This is a genomic window from Enterobacter sp. 22499, assembly GCF_052044815.1.
Classification (GTDB): Bacteria; Pseudomonadota; Gammaproteobacteria; order Enterobacterales; family Enterobacteriaceae; genus Enterobacter; species Enterobacter bugandensis.
In genome coordinates this window covers 1,553,662-1,571,553 of sequence record NZ_JBQENR010000001.1, presented here as the reverse complement: position 1 = coordinate 1,571,553, position 17,892 = coordinate 1,553,662, and the positions used below count along the sequence as shown (strand labels likewise).

At 58.9% G+C, this 17,892-nt stretch carries 16 protein-coding genes; 13 read left to right on the top strand and 3 right to left on the bottom strand.

The genetic code is table 11. The annotated features are described in order from the left end of the window. Positions 1-93 precede the first annotated feature (93 nt). The 7 genes from ACTJI7_RS07685 to ACTJI7_RS07655 are packed head-to-tail and all read left to right on the top strand — an operon-like array spanning position 94 to position 7,868. Positions 94-813, top strand: coding sequence for a FadR/GntR family transcriptional regulator (locus tag ACTJI7_RS07685; protein WP_028012064.1), 720 nt, complete (start codon positions 94-96; stop codon positions 811-813). Next, positions 810-1,823 (top strand): ABC transporter ATP-binding protein, encoded by a 1,014-nt coding sequence (locus ACTJI7_RS07680; RefSeq protein WP_440669986.1) that lies wholly within the window; start codon positions 810-812, stop codon positions 1,821-1,823. Before ACTJI7_RS07685 ends, ACTJI7_RS07680 begins: the two co-directional genes overlap by 4 nt. After that, a complete protein-coding gene (locus tag ACTJI7_RS07675; RefSeq protein WP_045259782.1) occupies positions 1,820-2,902 on the top strand; it encodes an ABC transporter ATP-binding protein in 1,083 nt (360 codons plus the stop codon). Before ACTJI7_RS07680 ends, ACTJI7_RS07675 begins: the two co-directional genes overlap by 4 nt. A 2-nt stretch (positions 2,903-2,904) precedes the next feature. Further along, positions 2,905-4,419, top strand: a complete 1,515-nt coding sequence (locus ACTJI7_RS07670) for an ABC transporter substrate-binding protein (protein WP_028012067.1) — start codon at positions 2,905-2,907, stop codon at positions 4,417-4,419. A gap of 18 nt (positions 4,420-4,437) precedes the next feature. Then, positions 4,438-5,379 (top strand): ABC transporter permease, encoded by a 942-nt coding sequence (locus ACTJI7_RS07665; RefSeq protein ID WP_440669983.1) that lies wholly within the window; start codon positions 4,438-4,440, stop codon positions 5,377-5,379. Between the two features lie 2 nt (positions 5,380-5,381). Further along, positions 5,382-6,257, top strand: coding sequence for an ABC transporter permease (locus ACTJI7_RS07660; RefSeq protein ID WP_028012069.1), 876 nt, complete (start codon positions 5,382-5,384; stop codon positions 6,255-6,257). A 9-nt stretch (positions 6,258-6,266) separates the two neighbouring features. Beyond that, positions 6,267-7,868 (top strand): gamma-glutamyltransferase family protein, encoded by a 1,602-nt coding sequence (locus ACTJI7_RS07655; RefSeq protein ID WP_047367565.1) that lies wholly within the window; start codon positions 6,267-6,269, stop codon positions 7,866-7,868. Positions 7,869-7,924: 56 nt separating this feature from the next. Here ACTJI7_RS07655 and ACTJI7_RS07650 read toward each other — a convergent pair whose 3' ends face one another. Both ACTJI7_RS07650 and fadE read right to left on the bottom strand, forming a co-directional pair. Beyond that, complete coding sequence (locus ACTJI7_RS07650; protein WP_041911141.1) at positions 7,925-8,695, bottom strand: amidohydrolase; 771 nt, start codon at positions 8,693-8,695, stop codon at positions 7,925-7,927. Between the two features lie 108 nt (positions 8,696-8,803). Next, complete coding sequence (gene fadE, locus ACTJI7_RS07645) at positions 8,804-11,248, bottom strand: acyl-CoA dehydrogenase FadE (RefSeq protein ID WP_028012072.1); 2,445 nt, start codon at positions 11,246-11,248, stop codon at positions 8,804-8,806. Positions 11,249-11,487: 239 nt separating this feature from the next. On the opposite strand from fadE, the gene lpcA reads away from it, so the two are divergent. Together lpcA and ACTJI7_RS07635 are read left to right on the top strand one after the other, a co-directional pair. Next, a complete protein-coding gene (lpcA, locus tag ACTJI7_RS07640) occupies positions 11,488-12,066 on the top strand; it encodes a D-sedoheptulose 7-phosphate isomerase (RefSeq protein ID WP_003863232.1) in 579 nt (192 codons plus the stop codon). Positions 12,067-12,114: 48 nt separating this feature from the next. Continuing rightward, the gene (locus tag ACTJI7_RS07635; RefSeq protein WP_422711929.1) at positions 12,115-12,882 is read left to right on the top strand and encodes a class II glutamine amidotransferase; all 768 of its coding nucleotides are present in this window, start codon (positions 12,115-12,117) and stop codon (positions 12,880-12,882) included. Here ACTJI7_RS07635 and dpaA read toward each other — a convergent pair. Further along, a complete protein-coding gene (gene dpaA / locus ACTJI7_RS07630; RefSeq protein ID WP_041911140.1) occupies positions 12,853-13,593 on the bottom strand; it encodes a peptidoglycan meso-diaminopimelic acid protein amidase in 741 nt (246 codons plus the stop codon). The genes ACTJI7_RS07635 and dpaA overlap by 30 nt on opposite strands. A 298-nt stretch (positions 13,594-13,891) precedes the next feature. Between dpaA and ACTJI7_RS07625 the strand changes: the two genes are divergently transcribed. From ACTJI7_RS07625 to ACTJI7_RS07610, 4 genes are read left to right on the top strand one after another with little or no spacing between them, the layout of a single operon-like run. Further along, on the top strand, positions 13,892-15,235 hold the full coding sequence (locus ACTJI7_RS07625) for a Na(+)-translocating NADH-quinone reductase subunit A (protein WP_045259786.1): 1,344 nt from the start codon (positions 13,892-13,894) through the stop codon (positions 15,233-15,235). A 2-nt stretch (positions 15,236-15,237) separates the two neighbouring features. After that, the gene (locus tag ACTJI7_RS07620; protein WP_224066312.1) at positions 15,238-16,473 is read left to right on the top strand and encodes an NADH:ubiquinone reductase (Na(+)-transporting) subunit B; all 1,236 of its coding nucleotides are present in this window, start codon (positions 15,238-15,240) and stop codon (positions 16,471-16,473) included. Then, the gene (locus tag ACTJI7_RS07615) at positions 16,466-17,260 is read left to right on the top strand and encodes a Na(+)-translocating NADH-quinone reductase subunit C (RefSeq protein ID WP_041911137.1); all 795 of its coding nucleotides are present in this window, start codon (positions 16,466-16,468) and stop codon (positions 17,258-17,260) included. Before ACTJI7_RS07620 ends, ACTJI7_RS07615 begins: the two co-directional genes overlap by 8 nt. Continuing rightward, positions 17,253-17,891 (top strand): NADH:ubiquinone reductase (Na(+)-transporting) subunit D, encoded by a 639-nt coding sequence (locus ACTJI7_RS07610; RefSeq protein WP_224066313.1) that lies wholly within the window; start codon positions 17,253-17,255, stop codon positions 17,889-17,891. The genes ACTJI7_RS07615 and ACTJI7_RS07610 overlap by 8 nt, the downstream gene beginning before the upstream one ends. Position 17,892 lies beyond the last annotated feature (1 nt).

Sequence of the window (17,892 nt, the reverse complement as noted above, 5' to 3'; positions counted from 1 at the left end):
TTATTGCTTAATCATTAGCACGATAAGTAGCACGCCATATCAATAACTTATCGTTCATAAAAAGAAAATAACGATGATAGTGAGCGAACCAATATGGAAAAACCGTCACGGTTTCTGGCCAATTCCAGCACCGCGCTTGAGCAACTACGCGGGCTAATCAACCAGCATGAGTCAACACCAGGCACTCCGCTGCCCACGGAACGTGAGCTGTCGGAAACACTCGGCGTAGGACGACGCGAAGTGCGTCGCGCGCTGGACGTGCTGGAAGAAGAAGGGCGGATCTGGCGTAAACAGGGCAAAGGCACCTTTATTGGTCCGGCTGCCCCTGTTGAACCGCTGGCCCTTCAGGGATTGGTTCAGCAGACCAATCTGCTGGAAGTGATGGAAGCTCGTATACAGATCGAACCCGGCTTAGCCCGGCTTGCGGCACTGCGTGCCACCAGGGAAAACCTCGCGCTCATGCAGCGCATGCTGGAACGCATCGACAAGGTCAGCCCGGATGACCGCGATCTTAATGAACTCTGGGATAGCGCCTTTCACCGCGCCATTGCCGAGGCGGCGGGCAATCGCCTGATGCTCGGCCTGTTTGACGCCATTGACGCCGTGCGGCGCGAACCCGGCTGGCAGCATCTGCGTGAATTAGCCCGCACGCCCGAACGTGTCGACAGCTACAACGACCACCATCACAAGATCATGTCCGCGATTATCCATCGCCAGCCTAATGAAGCAGCGGCCGCCATGCGCGAACACCTGCTCAGCCTGCAAAACGCCCTGATTCAGGCGATCCACCTTGAGGACGATTTCACGCTATGACGACGATCCCGTTTAAGGACTCCACGCCTGTACTCCGGCTGAATAATCTCAACGTTAAGTTTTCCGGCTCGCCGGTCAGCGTCCTGGACGGCATTTCCCTGACGATCAAAGCGGGCGAAATGCTGGCGCTGGTGGGGGAGTCCGGCTGCGGGAAAAGTATCACCTCACTGGCGCTGATGGGTTTACTGCCCGCCAGCGCGCAGATTGTCAGCGGCGAGATGCAGTTTCGCCGCCACGACCTGCGCAAGCTCTCGCCGCGGGAATATGCCGATCTGCGCGGGAGCGAGCTGGCGATGATTTTTCAGGAGCCGATGACCTCGCTTAATCCGGCCTTCACGTTAGGCGATCAGCTCAGTGAAGCGGTCATGCGTCACCAGAACGTTACGCGCCCGGAGGCGATGAAGGTCGCGCTGCAGATCCTTGAAAAGGTGCAGATCCCGGCGGCGGAGATGCGCCTCAAGGCGTATCCGCACCAGCTTTCCGGCGGCATGCGCCAGCGCGTGATGATTGCCATGGCGCTGATCAACCACCCTAAACTGCTGATTGCCGATGAACCGACCACCGCGCTTGATGTCACCATCCAGGCGCAAATCCTCGCCTTGCTCAACAACTTAAAAGAAGAAACCGGCACGGCGGTGCTGATGATCACCCACGATTTAGGCGTGGTGGCTGAAGTGGCGCAGCAGGTGGCAGTGATGTATGCCGGACAGGTGGTAGAGCAGGGAAGCGTTGAGGCAATATTCGCTGATCCGCAGCACCCGTACACCATCGGCCTGATGGGCTCGATCCCTTCGCTGGGCGCACGCAAAGGCCAGCTCTCCACCATTCCCGGAACGGTCCCGCTGCCGGAGTCCATGCCGAAAGGCTGCCGTTTCGCCACGCGCTGCCCGTTTGCGCAGTCGCGCTGTCATGATGAAAAACCGCAGCTCACCACGCTCGGCGCGGGCCATCAGGTCGCCTGCTTCCGCGTGCCGCTCGAACACCACATTGCCCTGGGAGAGACCGCATGACCACGCCCATTCTTGAAGCCCGGGACCTCAGCAAGCTTTTCCCCGGTCCGAAAAAACTCTTTTCCCCGGCCCGGTTTGTCACGGCGGTCGATCGCGTTTCGCTTGCCGTGATGCCGGGCGAAACGCTGGCGATTGTCGGCGAGTCCGGTTCCGGGAAATCCACCCTCGGCCGTCTGCTGCTGCGTCTGCTGGCCGCCAGCGAAGGACGCGTGTTTTATCAGGGGGAGGAGATTACCCACGCCACAGGCGCACGTCTGAACCAGCTCCGGCGCGAACTGCAGATTATTTTTCAGGATCCTTTTGCCTCGCTGAACCCGCGCATGACGGTGGAGCAGATCGTCGGTGAGCCGCTGTGGCTGCACCAGAACATGAAGAAAGCGGATCGTCAGTATCGCGTCGCGGAGCTGCTCAAGACCGTTGGCCTGCCTGCCGCCTGGGCCGGGCGCTATCCGCACGAGTTTTCCGGCGGGCAGCGCCAGCGTATCGGCATTGCCCGCGCGCTGGCTTCGGGGCCAAAGCTGCTGCTGGGCGACGAGCCGGTTTCCGCGCTGGATGTATCGGTGCAGGCGCAGGTGGTTAATCTGCTGGAGAGCCTGAAGCACCAGCTGGGGCTAACGATGGTGATCGTCGCCCACGGTCTGGCGGTGATCCGCCACATGAGCGACCGCGTGGCGGTGATGTATCTTGGGCAGATCGTTGAGCTTGCCACCGTCGACGAGATCTTTGACGCACCGCTGCACCCTTACACCCAGGCGCTGATCGCCTCGGCGCCGCAGATGCAGCCGGGTATTGAGCGCGACGCGCCGCTGCTGCAGGGGGATCTGCCGAACCCGGCTAACCCGCCGTCGGGCTGTCGCTTCCACACCCGCTGCCCGTACGTCACCGACGAATGCCGCCAGGTCGAGCCGATTAATCAGGTGCTCGACGGCGGGCGTCAGGTTGCCTGCCACCGCTGGCAGGAAATTAACCGCGATCGCAGCGTTATCCAGATCGCACCGCCATCCGCAGCCTTTCTGCGCCGCCGCGCGCTGTTTGAACACGCGGCCACTCACTCCTCCCTTCCTTCAAGGAACTCATGATAATGACAATGCGTAATTCTCTTTTGACCGTACTGGGAAGTGTTATGCTGCTTGGCGCGGCGCTGCCCGCCCATTCTGAAAGCGTGCTGCGAATCGGTCTGGGGGCAGACCCGGACATGCTCGACCCGCATCTGGCGCGCACCTACTATGGCCGCTTCGTGTTTGCTTCCCTGTGCGACAGGCTGGTGGACGTCGACGAGCATCTGAAGGTCGTGCCGGGTCTCGCGAAATCGTGGGCCTGGAGCGCCGACGGCAAAACGCTGACCATGGATCTGCGCGAAGGCGTGACTTTCCATGACGGAGAGAAATTCGATGCCGCCGCCGCGAAATACAACCTGGACCGCGCCCTGACCCTCAAAGGCTCCCTGCGGAAAAGCGAGATCTCCTCCGTGGAATCGGTAGAGGTCACCGGCCCGATGCAGATAGCGCTGCACCTGAAAACGCCGGACGCCGCGCTGCTGATGCAGCTTACCGACCGCGCGGGCGCGATGATGGCGCCCGAGGCCGCGAAAAAGCCTGACTTTGCCGCCCATCCGGTCTGTTCCGGCCCGTACAAGTTCGACAGCCGCGTGTCGCAGGACCGCATCGTTCTGACCCGCTTCGACAACTACTGGAACAAAGGCGCCTACCACTTCGACAAAATTATCTATCTGCCGATCCCGGATGCCTCCGTGCGCCTCGCGAACCTGCGCGCGGGCGATCTGGATCTGACCGAAGGCATTGCCGCCAGCGACGTCAAAACCGTCGAAGCCGACAGCAAGTTGGCGCTGGCGAAGGTTACCGGCCTGGGCTATCAGGGGATCACCTTCAATATTAATAACGGCAAGGTCCCGGCGAACGATCCGTTCAAAGATGCCCGCGTGCGCGAGGCGTTTTCTCAGGCCATCGACCGTGATGCGTTAAACCAGGTGGTCTTTGAAGGGCTGTATACGCCAGCCAACCAGGCGTTTTCGACGGTCAGCCCGTATCACGTCAACCTGCCGGTGCCGCCGCGTGACGTTGACAAGGCAAAAGCGCTGCTCAAAGCGGCAGGCGTCACCGCGCCGCTGACCGTCAACCTGCTGGTGCCGAACAACCCAACCTCGCAGCAGGTGGGTCAGGTATTGCAGGCGATGGTCGCCGAGGCCGGCTTCACGCTGAACCTGCAGATGACCGAATTTGCCACGCTGCTGGATCGCCAGCAGAGCGGTGATTATCAGCTGAGCTTCTCCGGCTGGTCGGGTCGCCCGGATCCGGACGGCAGCATCTACGGCTTTATCCACAGCAACGGCACGCTTAACGACGGCCGTTACAGCAACGCGCAGGTCGATGAGTGGCTGACGCAGGCGCGCCAGAGCACCGACCAGGCCGCACGCCAGCCGCTGTATGACAAGGTGGTTAAGCAGCTGCAAACCGACATGCCGATTGCCTACCTCTACTTCGAGCCGCGCATTTTTGGCCTGAACAAGCGCGTGCAGGGCTTTAAGCCTTACCCGGACGGCATCGTGCGTCTGGCGGGTTTGACGCTGGCGAAATAAACGTCCTGAGGAGAACCCATGCTGGAACTGATTTGCAAACGTCTGCTGCTGGCCGTCCCGACGCTATTGCTGGTGAGCATGATGGTGTTCGGGCTGCAAAAGCTGCTGCCCGGCGATCCGCTGATTGCGATGGCCGGTGAGGAACGCGATCCGGCGGTGATCGCCCAGCTGCGCGCGGAGCTGAACCTGGATGCGCCGATCCCGGTTCAGTATTTCCACTGGCTGACGCGGGCGCTGCAGGGCGATCTTGGCGTCTCCTTGCGCACGCACGAGCCGGTGACCGAGCTTATCGCCAGCAAGCTGCCGGTTACGCTGGAGCTGTCGCTGCTGGCGATGATTATTGCGCTGGTGTTTGGCATCAGCATGGGGATCCTTGCGGCGGTGAACAAAAACAGCTGGGTCGATCACGGGGCGAACTTCGTGGCGATCTCAGGGATCTCTATTCCCCACTTCTGGCTGGGGATCCTGCTGATTCTGGTCTTCTCGGTGAACCTGCAGTGGCTGCCCGCGTCCGGCTACGTGCCGTTCAGTGAAGATCCGCTTCAGAACCTGCGCACGCTGCTGCTGCCCGCGTCCGTGCTCGGAACCGGGCTGGCGGCGACGCTGATGCGCCATACCCGCGCGTCGATGATTGCGGTGCTGAAAGCGGATTATATCCGTACCGCACGCGCCAAGGGGCTGCTGCCGAAGGCGATCATTCTAAAGCACGCGTTTCGCAACGCGCTGGTACCGGTGATCACCCTCACCACGCTGCTGTTCGGCGAGCTGCTGGGCGGCGCGGTGCTGACCGAGCAGGTGTTCACCATTCCGGGCTTTGGCAAGATGATCGTCGACTCGGTGTTCAACCGTGACTACGCGGTGGTGCAGGGCGTGGTGCTGATCGTGGCGATCGGCTTCCTGCTGCTCAACCTGCTGGCCGACGTGCTTTATGTCCTTATCAACCCGAAAATGCGAGGTTAATGATGGCGGAACTGACGACGCAAACCGTAGCCCCCGCGCTGCCGCGCGCGCAGAACCGGGTGCTGAAGAAATTCCTCGCCAATAAAAGCGCGGTGATTGGCGCGCTTGTGGTGGGTTTCTTTGTGCTGGTGGCGCTGCTGGCGCCGTGGATCGCCCCGTTTGACCCGGTTAAAGCCAACTTCCTCGCGGTGCGCAAAGCGCCGTCAGCGATGTACTGGTTCGGCACCGACGAGCTGGGGCGCGACATTTTGTCCCGCATTATCTGGGGAGCGCGAACCTCGCTGATGGCGGGCTGTATGTCGGTGGTTATCGCGGTGGTCATCGGCGTGCCGCTGGGGCTGGTGGCGGGCTACTTCCAGAAGATGTGGGACGGCGTCATCTCGCGCTTTATCGAGGCGCTGCTGGCCTGTCCGTTCCTGATCATGGCGATCGCGCTGGGGGCATTTTTAGGCCCGAGCCTGACCAACGCGATGATCGCCATCGGTCTTTCGGCGATGCCGATCTTCGCCCGCCTGACGCGCGGGCAGGTGATCGCCATTCGCAACGAAGAGTACATCGACGGCGCGCGGGCGATTGGCCTGCCGGATCGCTGGATCATCATTAAATACGTTCTGCCAAACGTGATGTCGCCGATCCTGGTTCAGGCCACGCTGGCCATTGCCTCGGCGATTATTGCCGAAGCCAGCCTGTCGTTTTTAGGGCTGGGGCAGCAGCCGCCCAATCCGTCCTGGGGGTCCATGCTCAATACCGCGAAAGGTTTCCTTGAGCAGGCGCCGTGGATGTCCGTTTTCCCCGGCGTGGCGATTTTCCTTGCCGTGCAGGGCTTTAATTTACTTGGCGACGGGCTGCGCGATGCGCTCGATCCGCGCCACGACTAAGGAGTCATGATGACCAAAGCGCTTGATTTTACATCCGGTTACGCTTCACGCCGCCCGCCGATGATGGGCCACAACGCCGTTGCCACTTCGCAGCCGCTGGCGGCGCAGGCGGGAATGAAAATGCTGCAGCTGGGTGGTAATGCCGTCGATGCGGCCATTGCCACCGCCATGGCGCTGACCGTTGTTGAGCCGACCGGCAACGGCATCGGCAGCGATGCCTTTGCCATCGTCTGGGACGGTGAAAAACTTCACGGCCTGAACGCGTCCGGGCGCTCGCCGGCCAGCTGGCATGCGGATCTGTTTGCCGGTAAAAGCGCAGTGCCGGAAATCGGCTGGGACGCGGTGACGGTGCCGGGTGCGGTGTCGGGCTGGGTGGCCCTGGCAGAACGCTTCGGCACGCTACCGCTGACCACGCTGGCGCAGCCTGCGATTGACTACGCGCGCAACGGCTTCCCGGTCTCGCCGCTGATTGGTCATCTCTGGCAGCGCGGCTATAACAAGCTGAAAGATCAGCCGGGCTTTAGCGCCTGCTTCGCGCCGGAAGGCCGCGCCCCGCGCGTGGGGGAAATCTTCCGTAACCCGGCGCAGGCTCATTCGCTGGAGCTGATTGCCAAAACCAACGGTGAAGCCTTTTACCGTGGTGAGCTGGCGCAGAAAATCGCCGCCTTCGCCCAGGAGCACGGCGCGCACCTGTCAGCGGAAGATCTGGCAAACCATCGCGTGGACTGGGTTGACCTGCTGTCGCGCGACTTCGCGGGCGGCTCGGTACAGGAGCTGCCGCCAAACGGGCAGGGGATCGCCACGCTGATTGCACTCGGTATTCTGGAGCAGTGCGGCATTGAGAAACATCATCCGGACTCCGTGCAGTCTCTGCACTTATCCATTGAAGCCATGAAGCTGGCGCTGGCGGATCTCGACCGCTACGTGGCGGATGAAGAACATATGGAGTTCGCAGCAAAAGAGCTGCTGAGCGACCACTATCTGAAGTCGCGTGCGGCGCTTATCGATCGCGATAACGCCTCTGACTTTGTGTACGGATCACCGACGCAGAGCGGCACGGTCTACATCAGCACCGCGGACGCCAGCGGGATGATGGTTTCGTTTATCCAGTCCAACTTTATGGGCTTCGGTTCAGGCATTGTGGTGCCGGATACCGGAATCAGCCTGCAAAACCGCGGCTGCGGCTTTGTGCTCGATCCCAAACACCCGAACGCGCTGGCGGGCAGCAAGCGTCCTTTTCACACCATCATTCCGGGCTTTGCGATGGACGGCAACGGCCAGCCGCTGATGTCCTTCGGCGTGATGGGCGGCCCGATGCAGGCGCAGGGGCACATGCAGATGGCGCTGCGCATTATGCTGCACGGGCAAAACCCGCAGGCGGCCATCGACGCGCCGCGCTGGCGCGTGGTGCAGGGCAGGGAAGTGATTGTTGAATCGACGTTCGATCGCAACACCATTGCCGCGCTGCGCGAGCGCGGGCATCAGATCGTGGTGGAAGATCCGCTCCAGGATTACAACTTCGGCGGTGCGCAGGTAATCTATCGTATGCCGGAGGGGCACTACGTGGCCGCGACGGAGAGCCGCAAAGACGGGCAGGCGTTAGTGAGTTAAAAGAAGCGAGCAACATTGGTAGGCCGGGTAAGGCGTAGCCGCCACCCGGCATTTTTTCACCCGATGCTAAACGGATCCGCATCCTGCCACGCCGGGAACTTCTCCCGATACTCCTTCAGCGCCGTCAACGACAGCTCCGCATCAATGCGCGTCGCCTGATGCGGCTCGGCGGTGGCAATAATCTCGCCCTGCGGGTTCACCACCCGGCTGTCGCCGCGGTAGTGGTGGCCGTTGCCGTCCGTCCCCACGCGGTTACAGCCCACCACGTACGCCTGGTTCTCAATCGCGCGAGCCACCAGCAGCGCCTGCCAGTGCAGCGAGCGCGGCGCGGGCCAGTTGGCGACGTACAGCGCCAGGTCGTAATCGTTGCGGTTGCGCGACCACACCGGGAAGCGCAGGTCGTAGCAGACCAGCGGCAGAATACGCCAGCCGCGCCACTCGAACACCACGCGTTCGTTACCGGCTTCATAATGATGATGTTCATCGGCCATGCGGAACAGGTGGCGTTTATCGTAAAAATGCACCTTTCCTTCCGGCTCAACCAGCAGGAAGCGGTTCACCGGGCCGCGTTCCGTCTGCAGTGCGGCGCTCCCGGCGATCAGCGCGTTGGTTTGCTGCGCTTTGGCATGCATCCAGGCGACCACCTCTTCCTGGGGCATCGACTGTTTCGCCGCTTCCATCGCGAAGCCGGTGGTAAACATCTCCGGCAGGACAATCACATCTCGCCCGGTAATCTCTTCCAGTTGACGATCAAAGTGGCGCAGGTTGGCAGGGCCATCCATCCACACTAAAGGCTGCTGCAAAATCGAAATCTTCAAACCAGGCACGATACAGACTCCTCAAACGACCCCTTTTTGACACTGTAGCACGTCATTACGAGAAAATGTGGCAATAAAAAACCCCGCACCGGGCGGGGTTTGTCAGAGCGAAGCGGGTTATGCCGCTTCAGGTTTGCGATGCTTCTCCGGCAGCTTTACCGGCTGCGTCGCCAGCTCTTCCGGTTCGAAATCATCCACGTTAATACTGCGCAGACGGCTCTCTTCGGCTTTCACCAGCAGCGCAGCTTCGTCGTTATTGATAATGCCACCGGCCAGCGCCTGTTTCGCCAGTTCGTCCAGACGAGTAAACGGCAGGTTTTTACCCAGCTGTTTGCAGATTTTCTGGTGAATCGGGTCGGCGGCCATCACGTCCAGCAGCGCCTCTTCCAGCAGGCCCACCGGGTTATGCGGCGTTGGCGCCAGATACTGACCGCGGCCAATGCGGGAGCGGGTGGCGCTCGGAACCTGCAGGATCTTCGCCACTTTGTGGTCCAGCTTGTCGGACGGCGCCAGATGATGACGACCGGTCGGGAAGATCACCACGCGCAGAGCGCCAGCCACGAAGCGGTTCGGGAAGTTCGCCAGCAGGTCGTCAATCGCCTGTTCCGCCTGATACATCGCATCCTGCACGCCCCAGTGCACCAGCGGCAGATCCGCTTCCTGACGGCCTTCGTCGTCGTAGCGTTTCAGCACCGCAGAGGCCAGGAAAATCTGGCTCAGCACGTCGCCCAGACGGGCGGAGATACGCTCGCGACGCTTCAGGCTACCGCCCAGCACCGCCATGGAAACATCAGACAGCAGAGCCAGGTTGGCGCTCAGACGGTTCAGATGCTGGTAGTAACGTTTGGTCGCATCGCCGGTTGGCGTCGCGCTGGTCAGGCCGCGCGTCAGGCCCAGCCAGAAGCTCCGCACCTTGTTGCTGCCCACGTGACCGATATGTTTGAACAGCAGCTTGTCGAAGGCGTCCACGTCGTTATTCTGCGCAGCGGCCATCTCTTCCAGCACGTACGGATGGCAGCGAATCGCACCCTGGCCGAAGATCATCATACTGCGGGTCAGGATGTTGGCCCCTTCCACGGTGATGGCAATCGGTGCGCCCTGATAGCCGCGCGCCAGGAAGTTGCCTTCGCCGAGCATAATGCCTTTACCGCCCGCGATATCCATCGCGTCAATGATCGACTGCTGAGCGCGGTGGGTACAGTGGTACTTCACAATCGCGGACAGAACGGCCGGTTTTTCGCCCAGCATGATGCCGTAGGTAATCAGGGATGCAGCGGCGTCCATCACGTAGGCGTTGCCCGCGATGCGAGCCAGCGGCTCTTCGATACCTTCCATCTTGCCGATGGAGATTTTGAACTGACGGCGAATGTGGGCATAAGCGCCAATTCCCATCGCGACGGACTTCAGGCCGCCGGTTGAGTTCGACGGCAGGGTAATACCGCGACCCACCGACAGACATTCCACCAGCATGCGCCAGCCCTGACCGGCCATTTTCGGGCCGCCGATGATGTAGTCAATCGGCACAAAAATATCCTGCCCGCGGGTCGGGCCGTTCTGGAACGGCACGTTCAGCGGGAAGTGACGACGGCCAATTTCCACACCCGGCGTCGAGGTTGGGATCAGCGCACAGGTAATGCCCAGATCCTCTTCACCGCCCAGCAGTTTTTCCGGGTCGGAGAGCTTAAAGGCCAGGCCGAGCACGGTGGCGATAGGCGCCAGGGTGATATAGCGTTTGTTCCAGGTCAGGCGCATGCCCAGCACCTGCTGGCCCTGCCACTCGCCCATACAGACCACGCCAGTATCCGGGATTGCGCCTGCATCGGAGCCTGCTTCCGGGCTGGTCAGCGCGAAGCACGGGATTTCCTGACCGCGCGCCAGTCGCGGCAGATAGTGATCTTTCTGCTCTTCCGTACCGTAATGCTGCAGCAGTTCGCCCGGGCCTAAGGAGTTCGGTACGCCGACGGTAATCGCCAGGATCCCGGAGACGCCCGCCAGCTTTTGCAGCACGCGAGCCTGCGCGTAAGCGGAGAACTCAAGACCGCCGTACTCTTTCTTAATGATCATCGCGAAGAAGCGATGCTCTTTCAGGTACGCCCACAGCTCCGGCGGCAGGTCGGCCATTTCGTGGGTGATAGCAAAGTCGTTCGCCATGCGGCACGCTTCTTCCACCGGGCCGTCAATAAAGGCCTGTTCTTCGGCGGTCAGACGCGGCTGCGGATAGTTGTGCAGCTTTTTCCAGTCCGGGTTGCCCTGGAACAGATCGCCTTCCCACCAGGTGGTGCCCGCATCAATCGCTTCTTTCTCGGTGCGCGACATCGGCGGCATCACTTTGCGGAAGCCTTTAAATACTGGCGCGGAGATCATCGACTTACGCATCGGGGCCAGGTTAAACGGCAGCAGAATGATGGCAAGAGGGACCAAAATCCAGATATTCCAGAGACCTGCGACGCCAAGCGCAGCCGTCCAGGCCAGAAGAATCAGGCTGCTCAGGAATAAACTGACGCGGTGATAGAACAACACACCGAGCAGTACAACGGTTGCGAGAATGCTCAAAATCATCATAAAGAAAAGCTCCCTTGCTTGTAGGAGGTCTGACCACTTGTGATGATATGGTTGTAGTTGATGTGAATTCCTTTAGCAATGTGTTTACAAAATAATTACAACCTGGTTCACATTGTTCGCGTTTTCGTCGGCACAAAAAATCAAAACGCCGGACGATTCGCATGGCTTTAGCTTCTCGCTTTTCCCGCTATCCGGTACACTCCACTGTGTTATTTCATCAATACTGAAGGATTATCCTCATGTACCAGGATCTTATTCGTAACGAACTGAACGAAGCGGCGGAAACGCTGGCGAACTTTCTGAAAGATGATGCCAATATTCATGCTATTCAGCGCGCGGCGGTCCTGCTGGCCGACAGTTTTAAGGCCGGTGGCAAAGTGCTCTCCTGCGGTAACGGCGGTTCCCACTGTGACGCCATGCACTTCGCCGAAGAGCTGACCGGACGCTATCGCGAAAACCGTCCGGGCTACCCGGCGATTGCGATTTCCGACGTGAGCCACATCTCCTGCGTAGGCAACGACTTCGGTTACGACCACATCTTTTCCCGCTACGTTGAGGCAGTAGGCCGTGAAGGTGACGTGCTGCTGGGTATCTCTACCTCCGGTAACTCCGCGAACGTGATCAAAGCGATCGCCGCCGCGCGTGAAAAAGGCATGAAGGTCATCACCCTGACCGGGAAAGATGGCGGTAAGATGGACGGTACGGCGGATATCGAAATTCGCGTTCCGCACTTCGGCTATGCAGATCGCGTTCAGGAAATTCACATCAAAGTGATCCACATCCTGATCCAGCTGATCGAAAAAGAGATGGTTAAGTAAGACTTCGCTGGGGGGCGCCGGTGCCCCCCGCTGTTGTGGAGGTGATGTATGTGCGAACTGCTCGGGATGAGCGCCAATGTGCCAACCGATATCTGCTTTAGCTTCACCGGGCTAGTTCAGCGCGGTGGGGGAACCGGGCCGCATAAAGACGGCTGGGGCATCACCTTCTATGAAGGCAAAGGGTGTCGCACGTTCAAAGATCCACAGCCCAGCTTTAACTCACCGATTGCCAAACTGGTGCAGGACTATCCAATTAAATCCTGTTCGGTGATCGCGCATATTCGCCAGGCAAACCGCGGCGAAGTTGCGCTGGAAAATACCCATCCCTTTACCCGCGAGCTGTGGGGCCGTAACTGGACCTACGCGCACAACGGGCAGCTTACGGGCTATAAATCTCTGGAAACGGGCAACTTCCGTCCGGTGGGCGAAACGGACAGCGAGAAGGCCTTCTGCTGGCTACTGCATAAGCTGACGGAACGTTATCCGCGCACGCCCGGCAATATGGCCGCCGTATTCAAATACATCGCGACGCTGGCAGCCGAATTGCGTGAAAAAGGCGTGTTTAACATGCTGTTGTCTGACGGGCGCTACGTGATGGCGTTCTGCTCGACGAATCTCTTCTGGATCACGCGCCGCTCGCCGTTTGGCGTTGCTACGCTGCTCGATCAGGATGTGGAGATAGATTTTCAGAAAGAGACCACACCGAACGATGTGGTCACCGTTATTGCAACGCAGCCGCTGACGGGCAACGAAACCTGGCAAAAGATTATGCCAGGCGAGTGGGTGCTATTTTGTCTCGGGGACCGTGTAATTTGACGCCAACTGCGGGTGGACGACTTCGTGGCTCAGCGGTTTGCTGACCACGTAACGGCCATCGACGATAGAGACTACCGGCGGCTTGTGGGTCTGCTCAAAGTAGTCATAACCCGGCTTCAGCTGTTTCCAGAAATCGGCGTAGTAAGAGTACTTATGGCGCGCCATATTGGCATCGGTCATGCGGAACGGATAGATGCTGACCTGAACGTTAGGCTGCCCAAAGACCAGTGCGCCGGTTACGAACTGGAAAATCTCATCAATGCCGGAGTCGGTCATCGCGTAGCAGCCGACAGACACGCAGGCACCGTGGATCATCAGGTATTTCCCTTCATAACCGTGAGCACGGTCATAGGCGTTCGGGAAACCGATGTTGATGGCTTTATAGAAGCGGCTATCCGGTTTTAACTGGTTACGCTGAACGTTGTAAAAACCTTCCGGGCTTTTGAAATCGCCCTGACGCTGTTTCGGGCCCAGCCCGCCGGAATAGTTACAAATTTTGTAGCTATCAAGCAGCTGATATGTTTCGCCCATTTTTACAAACAGATCGAGCGTGCGCTCTTCCTTGAAGATTTGAATATAAACCGGGGATCCCATTAACTGCTGTTTATATTCTTTGCTGATCGGCGTGGTGGAGCTGTTGCTGCTGAGCAGCCCGGCAAACGACATGCACGGAATCAGAAGCATCGCAATGAACAATGCGATTTTACGCATACTACAAATTCCTTGATAAAACCTGGACTAACTTGCCAGGACGGCAAAAGAGACCCGAAATCAGATTATTCTGTTAGGTGCGCTCACATTAGCACCGCTATAGATTTTCGCAAGAGCCGGGCGGTGAGTTTACAAATTAGTTTTACTTTATAAACCATCAAAAATGCGCTGGCTCCAGGAACTTTGCGTAATAGCTCGCATTTTGGCGCGCCCGACCGTGGATCCCCTGCCCGAGAGAAGGGGAAAATGTTACACTTTGCGCCCACTGGATTGTTGTTTATGGAAACCTGCTAACCACATGTTTAAAATAAAAAAAGGACTTAATTTGCCGATTGCAGGCGTGCCTGAGCAGCACGTCTCGTGTGGCGCAAGCGTCCGTCATGTCGCAATTTTAGGTGACGATTATCTGGGCATGCGTCCTTCAATGCTGGTGCAGGAGGGCGATCGCGTGATCAAAGGGCAGGCGCTCTTTGAAGACAAAAAAAATCCCGGCGTCATGTTCACGGCCCCCGCCAGCGGCACCGTGGTAGCGATCAACCGCGGCGAGCGTCGCGTGCTGCAGTCGGTGGTAATCCGCATTGAAGGCGATGAACAGCGTGAGTTTGCTCGTTATGATGCGGCAGACCTCGCGACGCTTAGCCGCGAAGATGTGCAGGCTCAGCTGCTCGCGTCCGGCCTGTGGACGGCGCTGCGTACGCGTCCTTTCAGCAAATCACCTGTTCCTGATACCGCCCCGGCTGCCATTTTCGTGACGGCCATCGACACCAACCCACTCAGCGCAGACCCGCAGCCCATTATCCTGGCGCAGCGTAAAGCCTTTGATGCCGGGCTGACCGTTCTGACTCGCCTGACGCCCGGAAAAGTGCACGTTTGCCAGGCCAGCGGCGGCAAGCTTGGCGGCCATCCGCAGGGACAGGTTACGTTTAATGAATTTTCCGGCCCGCATCCGGCGGGTCTGGTCGGGACCCATATCCACTTCCTTGAGCCGGTGAGCCTTAAAAAACAGGTCTGGCATCTTAATTATCAGGATGTCATTGCCATCGGTAAGCTCTTTACGACGGGTGAACTCTGCGCTGAACGGATTATCGCTATCGGCGGGCCGCAGGCCGCAAACCCGCGTCTGGTTAAGACGCTTCTGGGAGCAGACATTAATGAACTGCTGGCAGGGGAAACGAAAGAGGGTGAAAACCGCCTCATTTCCGGTTCGGTACTCAGCGGCCGCCGCGCTGTCAATGCGCACGCGTACCTGGGACGTTTCCATCTTCAGGTGAGCGTCGTTCTGGAAGGGCGTGAGAAAGAGCTGTTCGGCTGGGTTCTGCCTGGCGCAGAAAAATACTCTGTCACCCGCACCACGCTTGGCCACTTCCTGCGTCATAAGCTCTTTAACTTCTCGACCAGCACGAACGGCGGCGAGCGCGCGATGGTTCCGATTGGCAACTACGAACGTGTAATGCCGCTGGATATTCTGCCTACCGTGCTGCTGCGCGATCTTCTGGCAGGCGATACCGACGGCGCGCAGGCGCTCGGTTGTCTGGAACTGGATGAAGAAGATCTGGCGCTCTGTACCTATGTGTGTCCGGGTAAATACGAATATGGACCCGTATTGCGCGAGGTGTTAACCCGCATTGAGCAGGAAGGATAACCATGGGATTAAAACACCTCTTTGAAAAAATTGAGCCGCACTTTACCGAAGGGAAGCTCAAAAAGTACTACCCGCTGTATGAAGCGACGACGACTATTTTCTACACTCCGGGTCTGGTGACGAAAGGGGCAGCGCACGTTCGCGATGCCATCGATCTGAAACGCATGATGATCCTGGTGTGGTTTGCGGTTTTCCCGGCCATGTTCTGGGGCATGTACAACGTTGGTCTGCAAACCATTCCGGCGCTGCATCATATGTACGACGCTCAGCAGCTGGCGCAGGTGATCCAGTCTGACTGGCACTATCGTCTGGCGCAGTCGCTGGGCGTCAGCTTTGCGGCTGATGCAGGCTGGGTCAGCATGATGACGCTGGGGGCAGTCTTCTTCCTGCCGATCTACATAACCGTCTTTATCGTGGGCGGCTTCTGGGAAGTGCTGTTCGCCATCATCCGCAAACACGAGATCAACGAGGGCTTCTTTGTTACCTCCATTCTGTTTGCGCTGATTGTTCCGCCCACGCTACCGCTCTGGCAGGCAGCAATGGGGATCAGCTTTGGCGTGGTGATTGCCAAAGAGATTTTCGGCGGCACCGGACGTAACTTCCTCAACCCGGCGCTGGCGGGGCGTGCGTTCCTGTTCTTTGCTTACCCGGCGCAGATTTCGGGCGACCTGGTGTGGACGGCTGCGGACGGTTTCTCCGGCGCGACGCCGCTTTCTCAGTGGGCGGCAGGCGGCGGCGAAACGCTGGTCAACAATGCTACCGGCCAGCCCGTAACCTGGTTCGACGCGTTTCTTGGCAACATTCCGGGCTCTATTGGCGAAGTATCTACCCTGATGATTTTGATCGGCGGGGCCATCATCATCTTTGGCCGCGTGGCGTCCTGGCGCATCGTCGCGGGCGTTATGCTCGGCATGGTGCTTACTGCCACGCTGTTCAACCTCATTGGTTCAGACACGAACCCGATGTTCTCCATGCCGTGGTACTGGCACCTGGTGCTGGGAGGCTTTGCGTTTGGCATGATGTTCATGGCCACCGATCCCGTCTCGGCCTCCTTTACCGACAGGGGAAAATGGTGCTACGGCGCGCTCATTGGCGTGATGTGTGTACTGATTCGCGTGGTCAACCCGGCCTATCCGGAAGGGATGATGCTGGCCATTCTGTTTGCCAACCTGTTTGCGCCGCTGTTCGACTACCTGGTCGTGCGCGCCAACATTAAGCGGAGGAAGGCGCGTGGCTGAGGTTAAAAATAACGACAGCATCAGCAAAACGCTGCTGGTGGTTTTGGTACTGTGTCTGGTCTGTTCCATCGTGGTTGCCGGTTCCGCCGTAGGGTTAAAGCCGCTGCAGCAGGAACAGCGCGCGCTGGATAAACAGCGCAACATCCTGGCCGTGGCCGGGCTGATGCAGGAAGGCATGACGAAGGACGACGTCGCGGCCGTGTTTGCTGAACGCATTACCGCACGGCTGGTGGATTTAAAAACCGGCGAGCTGATGGATAAAGACCCGGCGAAATATAACCAGGCGCTGGCATTAAAGGATCCGCAGATGAGCACCGTGCTTGACGCCTCGCAGGATCCGGCTGGCATTAAGCGCCGCAGCAATGTCGCGGAAATTTACCTCGTCCGTGACGAGCAGAAGCGCATACAGGAAATCGTGTTGCCCATCTACGGCAACGGCTTATGGTCAATGATGTATGCGTTTGTGGCACTGGATACCGATGGCCGCACGGTCAAAGGTATTACTTATTACGATCAGGGCGAAACGCCGGGGCTGGGTGGCGAAGTGGAAAACCCTAACTGGCGTGCGCAGTTTATCGGTAAAAAAGTGCTCAATGATAACGGTCAGCCTGCGCTGAAGGTGGTGAAAGGAGGCGCGCGTCCTGGGGATGAATTCGCCGTTGACGGTCTTTCCGGCGCCACACTCACCTCTAACGGGGTGCAGCACAGTTTTGATTTCTGGATGGGTGAACTGGGCTTTGGTCCCTTCCTGAAGAACGTACGTGAAGGAGCGCTGAACAATGGCTGATACGGGTGAACTGAAAGAAGTTAAAAAGGTGCTGATTGGCCCACTTTTAGCCAATAACCCGATAACCCTGCAGGTGCTGGGTGTGTGCTCGGCTCTGGCGGTAACGACCAAGCTGGAAACGGCGGTGGTGATGACGCTGGCGGTAACGCTGGTGACGGCGTTTTCCAGCATGTTTATCTCGATGATCCGCCACCACATCCCCAACAGCGTGAGGATCATCGTGCAGATGGCGATCATCGCCTCGCTGGTGATCGTGGTCGATCAGCTGCTGCGCGCGTTCGCCTACGAAACCTCGAAGCAGCTTTCGGTGTTTGTCGGCCTGATTATCACCAACTGCATCGTGATGGGGCGCGCTGAAGCCTACGCCATGAAAATGCCGCCGCTGGCGAGCTTTTTGGACGGTATCGGCAACGGCCTGGGCTACGGCGTGATCCTCCTGACGGTCGGTTTCCTGCGCGAGCTGATTGGCAGCGGCAAGCTGTTTGGCGTTCAGGTGCTGGATACGGTACAGAACGGCGGCTGGTATCTGCCGAACGGCCTGTTCCTGCTGGCCCCAAGCGCGTTTTTCATTATCGGTTTGCTGATCTGGCTGATTCGTACGCTGAAGCCTGAACAGCAGGAAAAGGAGTAAC

Excerpts from the sequence above, each read along its gene's own strand:
- ACTJI7_RS07685 (WP_028012064.1), top strand. The coding sequence starts at position 94 with ATGGAAAAACCGTCACGGTTTCTGGCCAATTCCAGCACCGCGCTTGAG.
- ACTJI7_RS07680 (WP_440669986.1), top strand. The coding sequence starts at position 810 with ATGACGACGATCCCGTTTAAGGACTCCACGCCTGTACTCCGGCTGAAT.
- ACTJI7_RS07675 (WP_045259782.1), top strand. The coding sequence starts at position 1,820 with ATGACCACGCCCATTCTTGAAGCCCGGGACCTCAGCAAGCTTTTCCCC.
- ACTJI7_RS07670 (WP_028012067.1), top strand. The coding sequence starts at position 2,905 with ATGACAATGCGTAATTCTCTTTTGACCGTACTGGGAAGTGTTATGCTG.
- ACTJI7_RS07665 (WP_440669983.1), top strand. The coding sequence starts at position 4,438 with ATGCTGGAACTGATTTGCAAACGTCTGCTGCTGGCCGTCCCGACGCTA.
- ACTJI7_RS07660 (WP_028012069.1), top strand. The coding sequence starts at position 5,382 with ATGGCGGAACTGACGACGCAAACCGTAGCCCCCGCGCTGCCGCGCGCG.
- ACTJI7_RS07655 (WP_047367565.1), top strand. The coding sequence starts at position 6,267 with ATGACCAAAGCGCTTGATTTTACATCCGGTTACGCTTCACGCCGCCCG.
- fadE (WP_028012072.1), bottom strand. The coding sequence starts at position 11,248 with ATGATGATTTTGAGCATTCTCGCAACCGTTGTACTGCTCGGTGTGTTG.
- lpcA (WP_003863232.1), top strand. The coding sequence starts at position 11,488 with ATGTACCAGGATCTTATTCGTAACGAACTGAACGAAGCGGCGGAAACG.
- ACTJI7_RS07635 (WP_422711929.1), top strand. The coding sequence starts at position 12,115 with ATGTGCGAACTGCTCGGGATGAGCGCCAATGTGCCAACCGATATCTGC.
- dpaA (WP_041911140.1), bottom strand. The coding sequence starts at position 13,593 with ATGCGTAAAATCGCATTGTTCATTGCGATGCTTCTGATTCCGTGCATG.
- ACTJI7_RS07625 (WP_045259786.1), top strand. The coding sequence starts at position 13,892 with ATGTTTAAAATAAAAAAAGGACTTAATTTGCCGATTGCAGGCGTGCCT.
- ACTJI7_RS07620 (WP_224066312.1), top strand. The coding sequence starts at position 15,238 with ATGGGATTAAAACACCTCTTTGAAAAAATTGAGCCGCACTTTACCGAA.
- ACTJI7_RS07610 (WP_224066313.1), top strand. The coding sequence starts at position 17,253 with ATGGCTGATACGGGTGAACTGAAAGAAGTTAAAAAGGTGCTGATTGGC.